The organism is Leptospira sarikeiensis (assembly GCF_004769615.1).
Classification (GTDB): domain Bacteria; phylum Spirochaetota; class Leptospiria; order Leptospirales; family Leptospiraceae; genus Leptospira_B; species Leptospira_B sarikeiensis.
On record NZ_RQGF01000035.1, the window covers coordinates 265899 to 284939 of the forward strand.

Genomic DNA, 19041 nt, shown 5'->3' on the forward strand with positions numbered 1-19041 from the left:
ACTTTTTTGGAAAAACTTTAGAAATTTGAAAGAGGCAGGAACTCCTGATCTGATCCGACCTGCTTGAATTTGCAGATCGGTCGAATCTACTAATTCGAACTAAAGATCAGTCGATAATCACAATGCCGTCGTAATTATCAGTAAATCTATATCCAATTCCCCAAATCGTTTCAATCCATTCGGGTTGGGCAGAATTCTTTTCGAGTTTAGAGCGAATTCTCTTTATATGCGAATCAATCATTCTCTCGAAGCCATCCCATTCCATTCCCCAAACGGCTTCCAAAATCATTTCTCTAGAAAAAACTTTCCCTGGAGACGTTGCCATTAACTGGAGAATATCGAATTCCTTTCTGGAAATATTGATTACTTGATCTTTAAGAGTTACTCTACGACGGACAGGATCGATTTTTAAGGATCCTCGGATGATTTCGCCACCGCTTCCGATATTCGGTTTAATTCCCGCTTTCTTATCCCATCTACGAAAGAAAACATCCACTCGGGTTTTCAATTCTCTGACAGAGAATGGTTTAGTAATATAGTCATCGGCCCCTAATTCAAGGCCCATAATTCTATCAATTTCTTCGTTTCGAGCTGTAACTATAAAGATAGGAGTATTTTCATCGGAGCGTCTGACAGTCCGACATACATCCATTCCGTCAATATCTGGCAATGAGAGATCTAAAATTAAGAGGTCCGGATGATTAGCTTTATAGTATTTTAATCCTTCTTCGCCGGAAGTCTGGATTGTAGTCCGATAATGAGCAGAATCTAATGACTTTCGTATTAAATTTCCTATATCCGGATCATCTTCAATTACCAGAATATTCTTCATAAGCGCCTCAGGAGTATTGGATGTTAAATTTAACCTCATTACAACATATTATTCCCACCAAAAATGCAACATAGCAAAAAATGAAATTTTAATTGTATTGCTGGGAAAACAAAATTTTTGAAAATGCGGAATGATTGGCTTTTTTGAAGGCTTCCTGTCCGTTATTAATGGCATTTCCGAAGAATTCTTCTTCATACATGTGAAAATTCTGTTTTAGAGCATTTTATGAAATACAATAATCCTTCCTTCCCGAGAAGCTGGGCGTTAATTGCGGTTTCCGAGCCTGGGCTGGATGTTCACGAAGTGACTAGATCGACAGGAATCCGTCCTGACTTGTCTGTTAATAAAGGAGTTCCTTCCATTTCAGGGAATCCGATTGCTTCCCCTCTATGGCAAATTCACTCGAAAAAGGATGCCAGTTCTCCTATTGAAGAGCATATCAGAGAACTTTTAGAAAGAATAGCTCCCCACCGAAAGGAATTTCAGAGTTTTTGTGAAAAACATAATGTAGTTCTTTATTGTTCAATAGAATTTAATAATGGAAGTCTCGAAGAGGCTTCGTTAAGTTCAAAAACTCTTTTACTAATCGGTAATTTAGGTTTAAAGCTATCCTTTCATGCTTGGCAAATCCAAGAAAAAAGGCGGCGATCAGAGGATTAAAACTAAATCTTCTAATGAGAAAGTTTTTATATACTTCCGAATTGGCGGCTTTGGTTTGGAAAGAATAAGAACTCGGTTTTTTTCCCTCAGATCCATAGCGTATTTAATCAGCTTCTCTATTACTGAGAATGGTAAGGTCTCGAAATTGGACATTTCCAGCTTTACATGCCGGTTTGTTTCATAGAATGCCATTGCGAGAACCGAATTTAATTCGTTAATAATTTGTTCGTTTGTCTCTGCGAGGAGAGGTTCAATTTCTACTGCTTTTGGTTTTTTACGTATTTCGAAATAATTATATTTTCGGATATGCTCCACAAGCGTTTCCTATTCTAAAGGATTAAATTGTTAATCTCTAACTTTCATTTTTAAAGATGAAGCTAAATAACTTAAATATACTATCATTTCGATCTAAATTTCTACATGCTACGAGAACTTTTTTTAGCGAAAGAGGGTTTCTTGAAATTGATACCCCTTCCTTGAAAAAGATTCCAGGAATGGAGCCCTATTTAGACCCTTTTTTGGTTAGATCTCCTTCTTCGGATAATGAGAAGGGTTACTTAATCACTTCTCCTGAATATTCACTCAAGCAAGCTTTATCTTTAGGTGCTGAAAGAGTCTATGAGATTGCCCACACTTTCCGTTCGGGAGAAAAGGGGAGTTCCTTCCATACAGCAGAATTCCTCATGCTTGAATTCTACCAAGTTGGGATAGACTTAGGTCAGGCAATGACCCTTCTTGAGGAGTTAATTCGTTCAGTGGCTAAAGAACTAGGCATTCTTCTCCAGACTGGGCCGTTCATACGCAACTCTGTGCAGGAACTCCTTTCAAAAAATGCTGGGATCCAATGGGATAGGAATTCTCTAGAACGCAAAATCCAAGAATTAGCTCTGACGAATCTTCCATTGGACTCTATGGAATATGAAGATTGCTTTTATCTTATATTTCTGAACTTGTTAGAACCCAATTTTCCACCTGAATTTCAGTTCGTTTATGATTATCCGCCGGAAATGGCCGCTTTATCTAAAATCGAGAACGGTGTTGCGAAAAGATTCGAATTATATTTTGGGAATATTGAGTTAGCAAATGCTTTCTATGAATTGTTAGATCCAATCGAGCAGAGAGGGCGATTTCAAAAAGAGCAAGAGCTTCGAAAGAAATTGGGGAAGGAAGTCTTTCCAATTCATGAGGAGTTCCTGCATGCTCTAGAGAAAGGAGTTCCTGCATGTTCCGGAATTTCTATCGGATTGGATAGGTTGCTTATGGTCCTTTTAGGCAAGAATTCCCTTTCCGAAGTTAGCCCGTATTGGCGCGAGATCTAAAAGCTGCACAATTATTCTCAAATTCCTTCGATTTCGGATCAAGAATACATGATGAAGGGTTCGATAATCGAATTGGGCCTCGCAAAACTTTTGTTGCACGGATTGTCTATCAAATTAACTTAAGATTCATCGAATCCTATCTTTAAAATGGATTTTGATTCGGGATCCTGGCCTTTCGTACGGACGGAGAATATGACTAAGAAACAGAATTATTACGTCACTATAAAGGGCAAAAAGTATGATCGTGGTTTGGTGGAATTAGCCGGAAAAGCTACTTCGGGAAAGAAAGACGGTCGTATCTCGATAGCAGACGCAAAAAAACTTCTGAATGCAGTAAAAGACAATAATACGTACACAGATATCGAAAAGAAAACGATAGAATATATCCGTGAAAATTTTACGTTTACTGCAAAAGCTGACGAATGGTTTCGAACCGAAATTCGTAAATGGGCTGCAGAAAAATCTTCTCATTCTAAGTTGTCTCATCAGGAAGAATATACTTCTCATGACGAGGCCATTAGTCTAGTGAGCGATCACCATTCAGATTTACATTCTAAAGGGTATACGGGATATATTCCTACTCCATCTGCTGGGCAGGCCAAAAAACAAAATCGCCTTCCAGTTTTAATTTTATCCTTAATCATTTTGAGTGGGTTTGGGGTCGGGATATATTATGCGTTCCGTCAAAAAAGCCACCCTTCTTCCATATCGCAATCTCAAGAGGTCACTGAAAGTAAAGCCAAACCTGTTGAGGAAAAAAAGCCTGAATCTTCGAGTTCCGAGAACGGAAGTATCTTAGGATTTTTTTCTACGAAACATGAGGCTGCGGATTTTTCGGGTAAGGACGCAGAGCTTGTTCAGAAAGTCCAGTCCTCTCCTATTCTTTTTGAAAAGAATGATATTAAAGTTCCTCAATCCCATAGACGGACTCTGGATTCTCTTACCTTAGTTTTAAAAAAGCATTCTGATGTTAAGGTCGTTTTGACTGGACATGCTTCTAAAGAAGGGACAGAAGAAGTTAATTTGAAAGTGTCTCAACTGCGAGCTGAAATGGTTCGAGATTATTTACTGGGAAATGGCTTAGACAATTCTCAGTTCATCTTAGAGGCAAAAGGTTCTTCTATCGTGTCCTCGGTTGAGGAAAAAAAACAGGATATTAAGAAGAGTCGGCGAGTAGATATTCTAATCGTTAAGTAAGCAGAGATTTCCGATCTCTCTCATTTTAAATTATGGAAGGAACTCCTTTCTCCATAAACTTTTCCGTCTAATAGAGTGGTAAACGGATATTCCGTATTCTTAAAATTGTCCTTTTGGCGGAAAAATCCTATACAAGCACCCCGACCTTAAGAGACGATGAAACCATCATCGGAGATGACAAATGGCATTTGATATAGATATGATTCGTGCCCGGTATGAAAAACTCGGGAATTTGGTAAAAAAAGCAAGGGAAGTGGCCGGTCGACCTCTGACTCTGACCGAAAAGATCCTTTTTTCCCATCTCTGGGAAGGAACTCCCTCCTCAACTTTCGAAAGAGGAAAATCTTACGTTGATTTTGCCCCCGACCGAGTCGCAATGCAGGACGCGACTGCGCAGATGGCTTTACTACAGTTTATGTCGGCAGGAAGAAGTAAGGTAGCAGTTCCTTCCACTGTTCACTGTGACCACTTAATCACAGCAAAAATAGGTTCGAACGAAGACCTTGCAACAGCTTCGAATGAAAACAAAGAAGTTTACGATTTTCTTTCTTCAGTCTCCAACAAATACGGGATCGGGTTTTGGAAACCTGGTGCTGGAATTATCCACCAAGTAGTTTTAGAAAATTATGCATTCCCTGGTGGAATGATGATCGGAACAGATTCCCATACAGTGAACGCGGGTGGACTTGGAATGGTTGCTATCGGTGTTGGTGGAGCGGATGCTTGCGACGTGATGGCCGGACTTCCATGGGAATTAAAATGGCCTAAATTGATCGGAGTCAAACTAACCGGAAAATTGAATGGTTGGACTTCTGCAAAAGACGTAATTTTAAAAGTAGCAGGTATCTTAACTGTCAAAGGTGGAACTGGAGCAATTGTAGAATATTTCGGGGAAGGAGCTTCTTCTCTTTCATGTACTGGAAAGGGAACAATCTGCAATATGGGAGCAGAGATCGGCGCCACTACTTCTACATTCGCATATGACGAGTCCATGGAAAGATACCTTCGTTCGACAGGAAGAGCCGATATTGCTGAATTAGCTAATGGAGTGAAGGAACACCTTACAGCTGATGCAGAAGTTTATTCAAGTCCTGAAAAATTTTTCGACCAAGTGATCGAGATCAACCTTTCGGAATTAGAGCCGCATGTGAACGGGCCTTTTACTCCGGATCTAGCGACTCCGATCTCTAAAATGAAAGAAGAAGCTAAGAAGAACGGTTGGCCTACAAAAGTAGAAGTTGGTCTGATCGGTTCATGTACAAATTCTTCCTATGAAGATATTGCTCGTGCTGCATCTCTTGCAAATCAGGCTGCTGAAAAATCCTTAAAACCTAAGGCAGAATTTACAATTACTCCTGGTTCCGAGCTTGTCCGTTTTACGATCGAAAGAGACGGATATATTAAAGTTTTTGAAAAGATCGGCGCCAAGGTTTTTGCAAATGCCTGTGGTCCTTGTATCGGGATGTGGTCTCGTGTAGGAGCGGAGAAAAAGGAGAAGAACACAATCGTTCACTCCTTCAACAGAAACTTCCAGTCTCGTAACGACGGAAACCCGAATACTTATGCGTTTGTTGCTTCTCCTGAACTTGTAACCGCTTTGGCGATTGCGGGAGATCTAACTTTTGATCCGAACAACGATACCTTAACGAACGAAAAGGGAGAAAAAGTTAAGTTAGATCCTCCTAATGGTGATGAACTTCCTAAAAAAGGTTTCGATGTGGAAGATCCCGGATACCAAGCGCCGGCTGCCGACGGGTCGAACATCCAAGTGGTTGTAGATCCTAAATCCAACAGGCTCCAATTGCTTTCTCCTTTCGTTAAATGGGAAGGGACAGACCTAAAAGGTTTGAACATACTTATTAAAGTGAAAGGAAAATGTACTACGGACCATATTTCTATGGCAGGTCCTTGGTTGAAGTTCCGTGGGCATTTGGATAATATTTCCAATAACCTATTGATCGGAGCGACCAACATATTTAACGAAAAGATCAATAGTGTTAAGAACCAGTTAGATGGATCTTACGACGAAGTTCCTAAAGTACAACGTCAATACAAAGCAAAAGGGATCGGTTCCATAGTTATCGGAGATGAGAACTACGGGGAAGGTTCTTCTAGAGAGCATGCCGCTATGGAGCCTAGATTTTTGGGTGTAAGAGCGGTCCTTGTGAAATCTTTTGCACGTATCCATGAAACAAACCTGAAAAAGCAAGGGATGCTTGCGCTTACCTTTGCGGATAAGGCGGATTACGACAAAATCCAAGAAGACGATAAGATCGATATTCTCGGCCTGACCGACTTTAAGGAAGGAACTCCTCTTACTTTAGTTTTAAATCATAAAGATGGAAGTAAGGACGAATTCAAAGTGAATCACACTTATAACACTCAGCAAATCGAATGGTTTAAGGCAGGCAGTGCTTTGAATCTGATCGGTAGCAAAAAGTAATTTGCTAAAAGAAAAGCCGGAGACGATGAAAAGTTTCCGGCTTTTTATTTTGAATCTGGTTTTAATCCTTTTTGTAGGATTCTTACCATCTCCTTAATAGTCGCCCGAATTTCCGAATCTGGAAACTTATATACAACTTGGGCCATAAATCCTAAAGCGAAAGTCAAAGAAGAGATGCCGAATGCTACGGATTTTAGATCTGCCTTAGAATCAATCTCGCCTGCTTTTTTAAATTTCTCTAATTCAAGTGTCATCTCGGGAATCGCTTTCGAATAGATCTTAGTTTGAATAATCCTACTTACATCCGGATCTAGAATGATCCTACTAACTGCGACTTTCATAAAGTCCGAATAATGTTTAAAATCGGAACATCTTTCCATAATGGATTCGAATAAGGCTTCGTCTAGGTGAAGGTCTGATTTTAATTCGGCTTCTCTTTTGATAGAAGACTCTTCTCCCAAGTCATCTGTCCTTGTAAGTATTGCTTCTAAGAGTCCTTTTTTGCCGCCAAAATACCTCATGATCAGAGCTTCGTTTGCTCCTGCAGTCTTTGCTATGTCCTTAGTGGTCGCGGCATCATAACCTTTTTTGGCAAATACCTGAATTGCCGCCTTCATCAAAGCGGTTTCGGTCGCTTTTCGGTCCCTTTTTTTAGCTCCCTTGTTTGAGCTATGGGATCCGGCTTTTGCGACCTTGCTTTTTTTGACCTTCTTTTTAGGTATTCGAACCATCTAACTGCCTATATGGGATGTATCCCGACCTTTGACTAATCAGCCAAGCGCATTTTTGTTTTTTAGAGAACGCTTTCATCTTGCCTATCCTGTTTCTGTTTGAAATATGGTGATAAGTAAGTAAATGATTACATCTTAGGTTTCTCATATTTCTAAATATGGGACCTTTAAAAAGGGAACTTTTTTCAAATTTATGACTAGGAATCCGGTTTTTAAGAAAAAATTGAGCGGCGACAAATTATTCGTCTCTTTGCTCGTTTTGTTAAACGTATTCTTTTTACTTCCTGGCTCCGGGGGGAATGCAATTTTAACCCAAGGGGATGAGGCGATGCATGTCGCCACGATCCGTGAAAGTTTAAGCACTTCTTCTTTTCTTTTTCCTAAATTTGAAGGAGTCCTAAATCTTTACAAACCACCGGCTCTTTTTTGGCTCGGAATTTTTTCGGATAGCCTATTCGGTGTTAGTTTTTTTGCGGAAAGATTTCCTTCCTTCTTACTCTTTTGTGGAACCTCTCTCTTAATCTATTTAGGGCTAAGAAGAGGAAGTGCTACCGCTAAACTGTCGTTCACGATCTCAATTGCATACACTCTAACCTTGGGAGTGTTTAAATTTTCGAGACTTGTGATGATGGAATCTTTACTGACTTTTTTTATCATACTTGTCTCCGTTTCTATTTTAGAATTTAGGATTTCCAAAAATCGATTCTGGCTCTTTGCAGGCGGATTATTTTCCGGGATTGCAATTTTGATCAAGGGGCCGGTTTTTCAAGTTTATAGCGGGATTATCTTAGGATCTTATTCTATTCTTAGAATTTTCATTCTTTCACCTAAAGGGGTATGGACAGGGAAGAGAAGAATATGGCAGGAACTCTTCTCTCATTCGTTATTCCATTTTTCTTCTCTAATCGTCCCTGCGATCTGGGTTCTAGTATTAGTCTCTTATTCCGATTTAGGAAAAGAGTTCCTAAAAGTATTCTTCTTCACAGAGAATCTAGGTAAATTCTCCACGGCGACAGCAAATCAGGGAGAATGGATCATCCCTGTCGGATTCTTCCTTTACAGTTTTCCGTTTAGTTTGGGCATTTTCTATGGATTTTACTCCAAGTTATTCTTCAGAACTCGATCTGTAAGAGAATTGGTAGGGAGTTCCTTCCTATGGGCGACGGTTGCAATTTGTTTAGTCCATTTAAGCCCGAATCGAAAGGATTTTTATTATCTTCTGCCATTGATCCCTCTCGCTTTTTTGGGGATCGGCTTGTTCTTAGTTAGAAAGAATGAATTAGAATTTTCGAAACTACTTTCTATTAATTTTGCATTTTGCCTTGGCGCGGCTGTTTTGATTTTAGGTGGAATGTGGACTTTCGGGATCCTGCTCGAGCAAAAGATCTGGGCGGAATTAGTATTTTCTGCATTTCTACTCTTAGTTTTTGTTTGGAAAAGGAAACTTTCGGCAAAAAAGGAGGGAGTTCCTTCCATCACAGCAGCAAATTTAATCTTAGCCGCAGGTTTACTCGCTTACATACAATTCTCCATTCTTCCCAGATTGAATTTAAACGAGGTCCCGGAAGAAGGTCCCATTCTGCAAGCGAAGCATCTCTGCGTAATTTCGGAAAATCCTTGGACCGCGCTTACATTTAAGAATGCATTGCCTGACGCAGAAATTGTTCATTCTGTTCCGGGAGCAGATCGCAACTGTGTGGATGGTTCCAGATATCTCGTGTTCTTTCAGGAGCAACTTCCAATCCCATCAGGATATGAGCTTATTCAAACACAGGCGGTATGGAAACGAGATGTTACTCTGCAGGAACTCCTGAGCCCTACTAAGGGAAAAGAATATGTGTATTTTTATAGGCCTACTCGGAATCAGAATTCCGAATTGGAGAGTCGATGAATCTAATCTCTTTCAGAAAATTTTTACCTTATCTCCCGATTTTCGTATTGGGACTTTGTGTCGGCACTTTTATCGCATTCAAATATTCTCGGGGGACGGTCATTCAATCCGGAATGGACTGGGAAGGAAAAGAGATCTGTTTGGATTATTGCGATAATCTTGCAAAATGTACTCAGAAAATGTATCCTCAAAGTTCCGAAGATCAACTATACAAAGTGGAAAATTCCTGCTTGAGAGGATGTAGAAAACATTTTGATAAAATGCAAGTATGTCTTCAGCCTGAGAAAATGGCGAGTTGTTCCGAGTTGACTTCCTGTTTGTTCGGAGAATTAAAAAAATATTATTAAAGTTTTCTTAATTTTCTCCCTTCCAGAATCTGTTTACCTTTTTTACATAATCTTTAGTTTCTTTATAAGGCGGTATCCCGTCATACTTTTGGACAGCGCCCGGCCCAGCATTATATGCCGCGATCGCCATATCCGTATTCCCGAATTTTTTCATCATATCGGCTAAAAACTTAGTGCCTCCGGCGATGTTCTCTTCCGGATCAAAAGGATTTTCGACCCCCAAAATATCCGCTGTGCCAGGCATTAATTGCATCAGACCGATTGCGCCCTTTGGAGAAACCGCGTTTGCCTTAAATCCGGACTCAGCCTTGATAACTGATTTTACTAGATTAGGATCTAGATGATTTCGAAAAGATTCTCTTTCTATGATCGGCGACAATTCTGCCGGAGTGGGATCGCTCTCGCCGGAGAATAAACCCCCCATTCGAGCTTCTAATTCTTGGGAAAATGGTGACTCAATTTTTTTCGGCTCCGGATTTGTTTCTTGGACAGGAGGTTTCGGCTGAAATCTTTCCGTGATCCCTTTGATCTCCTCCATTCTGGAGACGATTCTTTGATAAGATTCTAGATCATCTAACTTCATAAGATACCTCAGGAGTTCCTGCCTACGCCGAAAGGATTAATCTCCACCGTATTATTATGTCTCTCGGTAGAAAATAGAGAACTCTGAAGTCTTTTTTGCAGGTTTTCGAATGGAAATCCAAGGGTTTCTTGAAAAAAGCCGGTGCTAGAGAACGATAGGCCGCGTGATAGAAATAGAAATAGTCACAACCCCAAGGCTCACAGCGTTCCCGGTATTTTTGGCGTTTAGCCGAGGGTATTTTGAAGAAGAAGACGTACTAGTCAGAGTTAGGGCTCTCAAGAGTTACGAGGCAGTACTTGCACATTTGAGAGAAGGTAGAGCGGAAGCGGGAGAAATTCCCTTCACTGCATGGGTAGATCAACAGCTCAGAAAGACATCTCCTCATTGGACATTTTATAGAGGGATCGTACTTTCTTGTTTGGTGCATGGATTTTATTCGGCATCATATATGGAAGCTGAAGCGATCCGTGATTCGTATCATAGTTTTTTACCGATCTTACATCCGTATTCATTAGATAGATTTGTAGCAGAAGAATTTTTTCGATCCGAAAATTACCACAGAAGAAAACCGGTCCCTTATTTAACCACAAGGCCTACGTTACTCGCTCATGAATTCATTCGTGCGGAATGTTTGGGAGCCGCTGCATCCTTACAGGAGTATCCATTTTTTGGGGAGAAGGGATACTGTCTCACTGTAGAGAATGAGATCCCGCCGTATTATCTTCCTACAAATATGTTAGTTTTTACCGGAAGATTTGCATCCAAGTTCCCGGAAGAAGCCAATCGAGTGTCTAGAGCGATCAAGAAGGCAATGGAAGATCTTGCAAATCACGTTGCTTATGAAGGAGATTCTTTCGTAGCGGATTGGGTCGGGCCTTGTCCTTGGAAACCCGGGGAGCTGGACGGGTTTTATAGAAGGCCTGTTCCTGAATTAGGAAGGATACTCTCCGGAATGCCTTCTTTGGAAGATGTACGTTTCGTAATGGATATTTACGGAAAAACTTTCCCAGGTTTGGACGGAGGGAAGAAGGTCCTGGAAAATCTTGCACATTCGGTCGCGGATAATCCTTTTCCTAAATTTCCTTCTTCTATCACGCAAATAAATTCTAAACTGAATCATAGTTATTATTCGAACGGCAAAACTAAGTTCGGGAACCAGGTAAAGGATATCGCTCCTTTGAGAAGTTTGGTTTCTGAAATGAAAGAATTGGCCTTGGCGCTTTTTTCGGGTAGAAGAGAGGTTGCACTCGATACCCAGCTCCCTAAAAGCCCGTATCTGTTCATACGTTCGACAGTGAATGGAATATTAGATTATTTGAATCAAGAGATCCGGGATATAGAGGAAAAGAATAAAAGATTATCCGAAGACAATTATCTTTTGGAGACAAGGCTGGATATCAGCGATCTCAAAAGACAAACTACCGAAGAAAGATATCGTTACATGTTCGAGTTCGCAACGGATGCGATGATCATCGTAAATGCGGATACTCGGATGATCGTGGATGCGAACAGAAGATTTAGGGAAGTTTCCGGTTACCAAACCTCCGAGATCAAGAATATCCGACTTGCCAGGGTCCTTCCTGATATTTTGGAACAAACGGAACTGAAATCTCCGGGGGGAAAAGATCAGAATATGACCTTTATCCCGGAAGCCGGATTGATACTGAAGGACGGCACAAAATTTTCAGTAGGCCTGAGTGTTACCGGATTTAGTGCAGAGACAAAAAGATTTTATCAGATCCAAGTGAATGACAATGCTTTGATCTTAGAATCCGAAAGGATCAAACATGAGTTTATATCCAATATATCTCATGAACTTAGATCTCCAATGACAAATATCCAAGGATATTTCGATCTTCTTTTTGCGGATCCAATACTTTCTTTGAACGACGATCAAAAAGAAATGGCGGATGTGATCCGTAAGAATGTTCGTAGATTGAATTTCTTAATAGATAATCTTCTCCAGTTGGAAAAGAAAGAATCCCAAACATCGGAAGAGATGTACGAAATTTTCGATCCTTTAACTGTGATAGAAGAAGTGCTTTATATAAATTCTCCTTCCGCTTCCGAGAGTGGGCTCACAGTCACCACGGATCTTTCTCCCAATCTAAAACTTAAAGGAGTTCGATTCGAATTCTCTCAGATCATTACAAATTTTTTCGTGAACGCGATAAAATATACGGAAAAGGGAGGAATAGATGTCTCTCTCAGAAAAATTTCGGATAGAAAAGTAGAAGTCCGATTTACCGATACAGGGATCGGGATAGATCCTAAATATAAGGATTTGATCTTCGAAAGATTTTTTAGGATCCCGGATCAGAGAAACAGGACCGTCGGAGGTACTGGACTTGGTCTTTCCATCAGTCGGACTTTAATAAATAAAATGAGTGGAGAAGTCATCGTAGAGCCAAACCAAAAAGGTGGCAGCATTTTTAAGGTGATTTTACCTTTGTATTCTGAATGAGTCAAAAAAAAACATATATAGTTATCACATTACTTATCATTTCTCTGATCGGGATATTTTATCTCTTATTCCCAGGGGCTTCCGAACATAAAGAAAATACGAACTATCAAGGTGGACTTTCCGAGGAGACATTACTCAGAAAGGAAAGTTCGGTATTTGAAGGGGGATCCTTTTTGGATTTTTCCGGACATGTAGAAGAGACTGCATCCGGCCCGGTCGCAGTACAATCCGAAACGGAACCTACTAAAAAGAAATCTTATTTAGAAAGTCTTACTCCGGAAGAGAGGGCGAAACTTTACGAACAAATGTACGAAAAATTTAAACCTCTTACCGAAAAATTCCCGAACAATTCTCTCATTCCTAAAAAACTTACGGAAGAACAAACAAGAAAGAAAAAGGAAGATGAGGATAATTACTACAGGATCCAAAGGGAAATTTTAGAAAGAAAGGACGTTCCGAAAGAAGAGATGACTTTCTATCTGAGTACTAAATTAAAAAGATCCGATGATATGCTCGAGATCTTGAATTATGGAATGGAAAATTACCGTAAACTTGTATCGGATAACCCGAAAAGTTCCAACCTAGAATATGAGAAACTTCTAAAGGAAAGATTGGAAAGTATTTCTAAGAGTAGGGAAGAAGTTTTAGCGGCTCAGAAAGGAAATTGATTCTAGCCCGGAACAACTTAACGTTTTCTTTTTCCGGCTCTTTTTTCCGTTTTGGTAGGCTTTGATTTTTTAGCGGCGGGTTTCCTAACGGAAGGTAATTTCATTTTATTCAAAGTATGGATTAAATGTACTAATTCGTCCTGGTTTAAAACGGAAAGTATGGAGAGCACTTTTTGAAACCCTACTTGTTGAAGTAACCCTATTGCATTTTTGGTCCCAAGTGCTTTTAGCAATGCTGGGATCTCCGAGATGGATCTTTTGCGGATCCATTCCGCGCATTCCTGTGGAGTTAAAGCTTTTGTAAGAGGAACAAAATCTTTTACAGGTAAAGACTTAGTTAACTCCAAGAAAGAATCCACTCCGATTGCGTCCAGATATGCGAGAGCAGAATGCGGCCCTATATTTGTTAAGATCTCAACGATCGTTTTGGAACCGATTGTAGAATTGATCTTGGACACATCCGAAGGTGAAATAGATTCCGCCAAAAGTTTCAGATCCTTCAGGCCCAAATGTTTTACATAAAATACAAGATCGGAAGGAACAGTGTTTTGGATCAGATCCACTAGAATGGATTCTTGGATAGATTGTAGTAAACTCACAATCTCTTGTTCGCTTAGATTTTGACTTAAGAAAAGAAGGCTTTTATGATCCACTTTCTCCGAGATAGAGAACAAAGCCTCATAACCCAGGTTCCGAAATAATTGGAATGATTTCTGAGGACCTAATTTGTCCAAATACTCCAAAGCATTCTGGATTGTGGAAATAACCTTCTTCATCCCAAAATATCCGAAAGAATATCCAAGACCAAAGGAGAAAGTGGTTTTTTAGAATGTACTTTTCTAATATTCGAAGCGGCATCGTCCGCGATCTTTCCGATCCAAAGCTCTAATTCCGGTTCAGAGAGTCCTATGAATTCTTTCAGAGTTTCTTTTCTATAATGATTCAGTAATGTATCTCTTCCTACAGAATATAGATTTTCCATAGCTGATTTTACTTTTTCATCGCTTGCGATCGCTCTTCTGATCCTATCGGAGCCTGCTCCGAATTTGGAGGTTTCCAATCTTCCTAGATCATAAAAGCCAGTTTGGAATAAAATTTTAAGAGTGTTTCGGATCACAGACTGGATCTCTTGAGTTCCGGATCCGATGGAAATAAAATCTGCAATTCTTTCTGTAAATGTAGGAAGTAAGGAAGATAAGAACTGAGAGATCTGTTTTTCCAAACCGGCGGCTTGAAAAACTCCGTGGAGTGGATTTATCTTTTTATGGAATTCACTTAGAACTTTTTCCAGACCTTGGGAAAAGATTCCCTGAACTTCCGGTTGATTTAGAATTCCTAGAATTAAATTTTTAGAAGGAGCTGCCTGTGTCCCCGCAATAAACTCTACGATCGCGTCTCTGGATTCTTCCGACAAAAATTCGTCCAGAGAAGAGTAGGGGAATGCCTTTTCAACCGGGAATTCTTCCGCTAAAACTTTCAGTTTTTCCTCAGGAAGACGAACAAGTCCGATAACGGAAGGAGAGATAGAAATATCTTCCGGAAAAATTTCCTCTAGACTAGATTGAAATAAGAAGTTTAAACTCTTACGTATGCTGTTTTCTAGAGTTCCTGGTTTTGTGATCCAGTTCTCAACTCTAGTTTTACGGGAAACAAATCTTTTCCAAAAAGCCAAAAGTAACTCCTCTTAGGCGTGAATCGAAGACCAAACTTTATCAAGTTTAGGAAGATGATAAGTCAGTTGATTTCTATGATATAAGACCAGGTTTTTCTTTTTTAGATTATGCAAATCTTTCGGGATCTGAAATAATTTTTCTAAGAAGACGATGTCATTGCCTTCTAATTTTAGGAATCCAGCTTTTTTGGCCTTTTCCAAAAATGAATCGAATGCATGTTTCAATGCTTCGGTCTTGAATTTTTCAGAGATATAAATTTCAGGATGAGAGTTCTTGATCTTCTCCGCAAAGGAAGTAAGAGTAGAAAATAGTTTCTCCTTACTTTCTTTTGCCTTTCCTTCGAATTTTAACACTATGTATGATGCTAAATTTCCTGCAGTGATCGTGTATCCGCTTCCCAGTTTTTCTTTTACGATACTAGAGACCTGATCCGCATCTGCATTTTCAGGGATCGGGAATTGCGCCCCGTAGCCTATATGTAGTTCCGATTTTTTGGAAGAAAAATAATCGTAGGTCAAAGTGAAAGAAGTGAAGTTGATGTTCTTAAATTTATTTCTTAGAAAGAACACTCCCTTCTTCACCTGAGCCATATAACCGTCTTGGTTAAAAACTCCTTCCGGGAACATGAATAAGTTCCTACCTTCGGAGATCCTGTCGGAAAGATATCCCCACTCTTGTTCTACCATTTCTCTTAAGAGTCCTTTTTTTAGGAGTTCTCTCGCATTGTCTCGAAAAGGTCTTTTGATCGGAACACAACCTATATAATCCAAATATTTCGGAATGATCCCTGATTTATCAATGAGTAAGAAGAAAAATTTTAAAAGACCTTTCGGTTTGAATTCCTTCACTAAAAAATCTTTTCCTAAAATATCTTCTCTCGCAGGAATCGCGAACTTGATAGAAGGATGAACGTGAGGATATACCGCTGCAAGTGCAGGAACATCTCCTTCCCAAACATGGTTTGCGATCAAGACGGAAGGATAGGGCGCATCCAAGATCTTCTTAGGATTATTCGTAGGGAAATGTTCCTCGAAACCGTCGAACAAAACTCCTCTCGCCTTAAATACTATATTGATCAGAAAGCTGTACGTTTTTGTAGTATAAACGGGTCGTACTTCTTTCGTGATCTCTTTTTCTGAGTTAGAACTCATAGAATATATCCTTCTTCACTATTTGTTTTAAATGATCTTTTTCGGGACCGATTCGCTGATTCGGGTAGTAACTTCGTAATTGATCGTATAAGTCCAATTTGCGTAATCATCTGCAGAGATCTCTTCTTCTCCGTCTTTTCCGATAACGGTGACTACGTCCCCGATCTTTGCGTTCTGAATATGTGTGATATCCAACATGGTCATGTTCATACAGATCCTTCCTAGGATCTTCGCACGTTTTCCTTGTACGAGCATCATTCCGTTATTCGAAAGTTTACGATCTAAACCTTCGTAATAACCTACAGGCACAACTGCGATCCTAGTCGGAGCGCTTGTTTGGTAGGTGGATCCGTAACCTACGAAACTATCTTCCGGAACTGTCTTTATATGAACGATCCTGGACTTCCAAGAAAGAACCGGAGAAAGATTAAAATCTTTTTTACCGCTTAGATGCAAAGAAAGTCTAGTCTGTAAACTCGGCCAAAGACCGTATAAGGAAATTCCGACTCTCACTAGATCGTAATGAGCTTCCGGAAATAACATGGTAGAAGCAGAGGCACAAGAATGTTTCAGAAGATCCTTGAATCCGAATTTTTCCGCGAGAGAAATCGCTTCAGAGAAAGACTTCATCTGTTCTTTGGAATATTTTTGTTCCAACACATCTTCCGTGCTTGCAAAATGTGTAGCGATCCCATCCAGACGAAGCCCTTTCGATTTGATCTCCGAAAGAGTTCTTTCTAGATCCGATCCGGAATAACCAAGTCTCGCCATTCCCGTATCCACCTTTAGATGGATCTTAGGAGAAGGTTTACAATTCGATAAAATACGTACTTCTTCAGTTCTAGATACTATGATCCAAAAATTCGGATCCGAAACTTCAGATGTCCTTTCTGCAAGACCCGGAATTTCTCCCATGATTAGGATTTTGAAGTCAGGATATTTCCCACGGAGAAGTTTTGCTTCTTCCAAGGAGTTCACTCCGAAAAGATCCGCTCCACCTTCCTTGGCAAGTTCAGCGATCTCCAAAAGACCATGTCCGTACGCGTTGGATTTAATGACTGCAGTCAGTAAGGTTTTAGAAGAAAGTAAGGCGCGAAAGTTTTTCAGGTTCTCTCTGATCGCCGTTCGGGAAAGTTCTATCCAAGTTCTGTCTTTCATTCTTGAAATTAAGAGAAAAGTAGGGGATTCGATGTTCGCATTCTATCGGACTTGAGCATCCAGCTAATAAAAAGGGGTTAGAAAAGCCTCTGGACCTTCAGTCATAAGGCTCTTTTACGCGCCGCCTGTCATTCTGATTTTTCCTTTCGACCGGAAGGAAAAAAGGGTTTCCCGACCGGGGAAATACGAACAAACTGCCCGAGAAACGGCTAAACAAGTTCCCAGGAATCCCGGATGAAACAATATAAAGTAGTGCAAACTTTCCCAGTTCCCCTTCAAGATCTGCTTAGAGCAAGAGAAGATAGATACAAATATTTGGATCGTTTTCCAGAATTGAAGAATGTAGAACTCTTAGAGGAAAGAAAAGAGGGAAATAAAGTTTATCAAAAAAGAAAGGTAAAGTTAGCCGAATCCCTTCCTAAGGTACTTGCCACATTACTTTCCGATCCTTCTCTATTGGAAGATTCAGTATTCGATATCGTTACGAATACTCACGAGTTTACCATCGCTCCTCCAGGAAACGATTCCATTGTAACGATCAAAGGTTTCTCAGTGTACAAAGAAATCGGCCCGAATGAGTCTGAAAGAAGTTACGACGTAAAAGTCAACTCCGGAGTATTCTTAATGGGCTCCGTAATCGAAACTGTCATCGAAGAGATCCATAGGCATTCTTTAGAAAAAGACAAAAACTCAATCTCCGACTTCCTAAAAAAGGACTAAGGGCTGTAGGCACTTCGACAAAATCCAGAAGCGAAACCCATTAGTTTCGCACAGAGAACACGGAGCACACAGAGTTATTAATGTAGGAACAAGCCCACTCAGTGAACTCTGTGGCCTCGGTGCGAAGCTTCTTGGTAGCTTACAGATTTAGATCCGATTTGGCAGGTAAGCCGGGCTTTATCAGAAGAAGTTCTTCTCCCAAATTCAATATTCCCCAAGCTGGTTTGGATCCTTGGATTACTGGCAGTATTTCTGAGAATCTATCATCGGAGAGGATCGTTTCGTAATCTGGATCTTCTTCTCTTAAAACCAAGATCGTCCATCCAAGAGAGTCTAGCTCCTTAAGAACTGTGGTACTTACGCCACATTCTCCGCAGGCTTTGGGCGTTAAGATAAGTACGATTCCTTTTTTTTCATTCTTCTCTGCACTCGAAATTGCTTCTTGTTTGGAATGAAATATAAAAGAAGAAGTATTCCAAAGTACGATTCGATCCGAATTTATATAAACTAGCGTACCTAAAAATACCCAAAAAAGCCCGAAAAAGCTCAAAAGGACCCATTTTTGAAATCGTAGATTTTTGATGTGGAAGCTCCTTGTGGAATTTCTATCTGAGTCTCGTCAGAAAATTCTAATGTAAAACATTTCTAACTTCTTCCGATCTTAGAAAAAGCGACACAGAAAAAATAAATATAAATTTACGTAGAGAGTTGACAAAAAAACATAGTCATACGCATGCTCGGTTACTAACCAGAATCGGTTCGGAGGTGTCAGGCAGTAGATGAACGCATTGGGAAAGCACGTAATTGCAGAGTTTTATGAGTGTGATTACGAGACCATCAACAATCACGAATTGGTAGAAGATATCATGTTGAAGGCAGTCGACCTCTCCGGTGCCACCACAGTTAAATCTGTTTTTCATAGATTTAGCCCGTTTGGTGTGAGCGGTGTGGTTGTCGTGAGCGAATCCCATTTCGCCATACATACCTGGCCCGAATACGGTTATTGCGCTATCGACGTCTTCACTTGCGGAGACTTGATCGATAATCAGGCAGCTTTGGAATATCTCAAGGAACGCTTCGGCTCAAAGAGCATCTCCGTAGTGGAAATGAAGCGCGGTTTGTTGAAACTTGGCGTAGACCTACCTCACAAACCAGTTGGGAAATAAGAATCTTCTCTCCGGCAGAGCCGGAAACACCCAAATTG

The 19041-nt window shown here is 40.2% G+C and carries 19 protein-coding genes; 10 read left to right on the plus strand and 9 right to left on the minus strand.

All coding sequences use genetic code 11. The features are described 5' to 3' along the window. Positions 1-106: 106 nt before the first annotated feature. A complete protein-coding gene (locus EHQ64_RS18040; protein ID WP_135651246.1) occupies positions 107-832 on the minus strand; it encodes a response regulator transcription factor in 726 nt (241 codons plus the stop codon). Between the two features lie 225 nt (positions 833-1057). Between EHQ64_RS18040 and EHQ64_RS18045 the strand changes: the two genes are divergently transcribed. After that, on the plus strand, positions 1058-1492 hold the full coding sequence (locus EHQ64_RS18045; RefSeq protein ID WP_135651184.1) for a DUF4279 domain-containing protein: 435 nt from the start codon (positions 1058-1060) through the stop codon (positions 1490-1492). Here EHQ64_RS18045 and EHQ64_RS18050 read toward each other — a convergent pair. Next, a complete protein-coding gene (locus EHQ64_RS18050; protein WP_135651185.1) occupies positions 1481-1807 on the minus strand; it encodes an STAS domain protein in 327 nt (108 codons plus the stop codon). The genes EHQ64_RS18045 and EHQ64_RS18050 overlap by 12 nt on opposite strands. Before the next feature lie 56 nt (positions 1808-1863). Here EHQ64_RS18050 and epmA point away from each other — a divergent pair, with 56 nt between their 5' ends. The 3 genes from epmA (at position 1864) to EHQ64_RS18065 (ending at position 6451) form a co-directional block, all read left to right on the plus strand. Next, positions 1864-2811, plus strand: coding sequence for an EF-P lysine aminoacylase EpmA (gene epmA / locus EHQ64_RS18055; protein WP_135651186.1), 948 nt, complete (start codon positions 1864-1866; stop codon positions 2809-2811). Positions 2812-3003: 192 nt separating this feature from the next. Then, positions 3004-4008 carry an OmpA family protein gene (locus tag EHQ64_RS18060; protein WP_135651187.1) on the plus strand — a complete coding sequence of 335 codons (1005 nt, stop codon included), beginning with the start codon at positions 3004-3006 and terminating at the stop codon, positions 4006-4008. Positions 4009-4189: 181 nt separating this feature from the next. Then, complete coding sequence (locus EHQ64_RS18065; RefSeq protein WP_135651188.1) at positions 4190-6451, plus strand: aconitate hydratase; 2262 nt, start codon at positions 4190-4192, stop codon at positions 6449-6451. A gap of 44 nt (positions 6452-6495) precedes the next feature. Here the strand turns inward: EHQ64_RS18065 and EHQ64_RS18070 are convergent, their stop codons facing one another. Continuing rightward, positions 6496-7182 (minus strand): TetR/AcrR family transcriptional regulator, encoded by a 687-nt coding sequence (locus tag EHQ64_RS18070; protein WP_135651189.1) that lies wholly within the window; start codon positions 7180-7182, stop codon positions 6496-6498. Positions 7183-7375: 193 nt separating this feature from the next. Here EHQ64_RS18070 and EHQ64_RS18075 point away from each other — a divergent pair, with 193 nt between their 5' ends. Together EHQ64_RS18075 and EHQ64_RS18080 are read left to right on the plus strand one after the other, a co-directional pair. Beyond that, positions 7376-9073 (plus strand): ArnT family glycosyltransferase, encoded by a 1698-nt coding sequence (locus EHQ64_RS18075; protein WP_135651190.1) that lies wholly within the window; start codon positions 7376-7378, stop codon positions 9071-9073. After that, positions 9070-9420, plus strand: a complete 351-nt coding sequence (locus EHQ64_RS18080) for a Cys-rich protein (RefSeq protein WP_135651191.1) — start codon at positions 9070-9072, stop codon at positions 9418-9420. Before EHQ64_RS18075 ends, EHQ64_RS18080 begins: the two co-directional genes overlap by 4 nt. Before the next feature lie 7 nt (positions 9421-9427). Here the strand turns inward: EHQ64_RS18080 and EHQ64_RS18085 are convergent, their stop codons facing one another. Then, positions 9428-10003, minus strand: coding sequence for a lytic transglycosylase domain-containing protein (locus EHQ64_RS18085; RefSeq protein ID WP_135651192.1), 576 nt, complete (start codon positions 10001-10003; stop codon positions 9428-9430). Positions 10004-10166: 163 nt separating this feature from the next. Here EHQ64_RS18085 and EHQ64_RS18090 point away from each other — a divergent pair, with 163 nt between their 5' ends. After that, on the plus strand, positions 10167-12467 hold the full coding sequence (locus EHQ64_RS18090) for a sensor histidine kinase (protein ID WP_135651193.1): 2301 nt from the start codon (positions 10167-10169) through the stop codon (positions 12465-12467). After that, positions 12464-13135, plus strand: coding sequence for an LIC_20245 family lipoprotein (locus EHQ64_RS18095; RefSeq protein ID WP_135651194.1), 672 nt, complete (start codon positions 12464-12466; stop codon positions 13133-13135). Before EHQ64_RS18090 ends, EHQ64_RS18095 begins: the two co-directional genes overlap by 4 nt. 17 nt (positions 13136-13152) lie before the next feature. Here the strand turns inward: EHQ64_RS18095 and EHQ64_RS18100 are convergent, their stop codons facing one another. Genes EHQ64_RS18100 through alr form a run of 4 tightly spaced genes read right to left on the minus strand, consistent with a single transcriptional unit; the run spans position 13153 to position 17117 of the window. Beyond that, positions 13153-13911, minus strand: coding sequence for a hypothetical protein (locus EHQ64_RS18100; RefSeq protein WP_135651195.1), 759 nt, complete (start codon positions 13909-13911; stop codon positions 13153-13155). Beyond that, positions 13908-14807 (minus strand): hypothetical protein, encoded by a 900-nt coding sequence (locus EHQ64_RS18105; RefSeq protein WP_135651196.1) that lies wholly within the window; start codon positions 14805-14807, stop codon positions 13908-13910. Before EHQ64_RS18105 ends, EHQ64_RS18100 begins: the two co-directional genes overlap by 4 nt. A 12-nt stretch (positions 14808-14819) precedes the next feature. Beyond that, positions 14820-15959, minus strand: coding sequence for a lysophospholipid acyltransferase family protein (locus EHQ64_RS18110; RefSeq protein ID WP_135651197.1), 1140 nt, complete (start codon positions 15957-15959; stop codon positions 14820-14822). 27 nt (positions 15960-15986) lie between these two features. Beyond that, positions 15987-17117, minus strand: a complete 1131-nt coding sequence (gene alr / locus EHQ64_RS18115) for an alanine racemase (RefSeq protein ID WP_135651198.1) — start codon at positions 17115-17117, stop codon at positions 15987-15989. Between the two features lie 234 nt (positions 17118-17351). Here alr and EHQ64_RS18120 point away from each other — a divergent pair, with 234 nt between their 5' ends. Next, the gene (locus EHQ64_RS18120) at positions 17352-17837 is read left to right on the plus strand and encodes a DUF2505 family protein (protein WP_135651199.1); all 486 of its coding nucleotides are present in this window, start codon (positions 17352-17354) and stop codon (positions 17835-17837) included. Positions 17838-17976: 139 nt separating this feature from the next. On the opposite strand, the gene EHQ64_RS18125 is transcribed toward EHQ64_RS18120, so the two are convergent. Beyond that, positions 17977-18387 carry a hypothetical protein gene (locus EHQ64_RS18125; protein WP_135651200.1) on the minus strand — a complete coding sequence of 137 codons (411 nt, stop codon included), beginning with the start codon at positions 18385-18387 and terminating at the stop codon, positions 17977-17979. Between the two features lie 229 nt (positions 18388-18616). Here EHQ64_RS18125 and speD point away from each other — a divergent pair, with 229 nt between their 5' ends. Next, a complete protein-coding gene (gene speD, locus EHQ64_RS18130; protein ID WP_008596834.1) occupies positions 18617-19003 on the plus strand; it encodes an adenosylmethionine decarboxylase in 387 nt (128 codons plus the stop codon). Positions 19004-19041: the final 38 nt, after the last annotated feature.

Coding starts and splice junctions, on each gene's coding strand:
- EHQ64_RS18110 (WP_135651197.1), bottom strand. CDS start 15,959: ATGAGTTCTAACTCAGAAAAAGAGATCACGAAAGAAGTACGACCCGTT.
- EHQ64_RS18085 (WP_135651192.1), bottom strand. CDS start 10,003: ATGAAGTTAGATGATCTAGAATCTTATCAAAGAATCGTCTCCAGAATG.
- EHQ64_RS18095 (WP_135651194.1), top strand. CDS start 12,464: ATGAGTCAAAAAAAAACATATATAGTTATCACATTACTTATCATTTCT.
- epmA (WP_135651186.1), top strand. CDS start 1,864: ATGAAGCTAAATAACTTAAATATACTATCATTTCGATCTAAATTTCTA.
- EHQ64_RS18075 (WP_135651190.1), top strand. CDS start 7,376: ATGACTAGGAATCCGGTTTTTAAGAAAAAATTGAGCGGCGACAAATTA.
- EHQ64_RS18040 (WP_135651246.1), bottom strand. CDS start 832: ATGAAGAATATTCTGGTAATTGAAGATGATCCGGATATAGGAAATTTA.
- EHQ64_RS18100 (WP_135651195.1), bottom strand. CDS start 13,911: ATGAAGAAGGTTATTTCCACAATCCAGAATGCTTTGGAGTATTTGGAC.
- EHQ64_RS18120 (WP_135651199.1), top strand. CDS start 17,352: ATGAAACAATATAAAGTAGTGCAAACTTTCCCAGTTCCCCTTCAAGAT.
- EHQ64_RS18060 (WP_135651187.1), top strand. CDS start 3,004: ATGACTAAGAAACAGAATTATTACGTCACTATAAAGGGCAAAAAGTAT.
- alr (WP_135651198.1), bottom strand. CDS start 17,117: ATGAAAGACAGAACTTGGATAGAACTTTCCCGAACGGCGATCAGAGAG.
- EHQ64_RS18080 (WP_135651191.1), top strand. CDS start 9,070: ATGAATCTAATCTCTTTCAGAAAATTTTTACCTTATCTCCCGATTTTC.
- EHQ64_RS18070 (WP_135651189.1), bottom strand. CDS start 7,182: ATGGTTCGAATACCTAAAAAGAAGGTCAAAAAAAGCAAGGTCGCAAAA.
- EHQ64_RS18065 (WP_135651188.1), top strand. CDS start 4,190: ATGGCATTTGATATAGATATGATTCGTGCCCGGTATGAAAAACTCGGG.
- EHQ64_RS18045 (WP_135651184.1), top strand. CDS start 1,058: ATGAAATACAATAATCCTTCCTTCCCGAGAAGCTGGGCGTTAATTGCG.
- speD (WP_008596834.1), top strand. CDS start 18,617: ATGAACGCATTGGGAAAGCACGTAATTGCAGAGTTTTATGAGTGTGAT.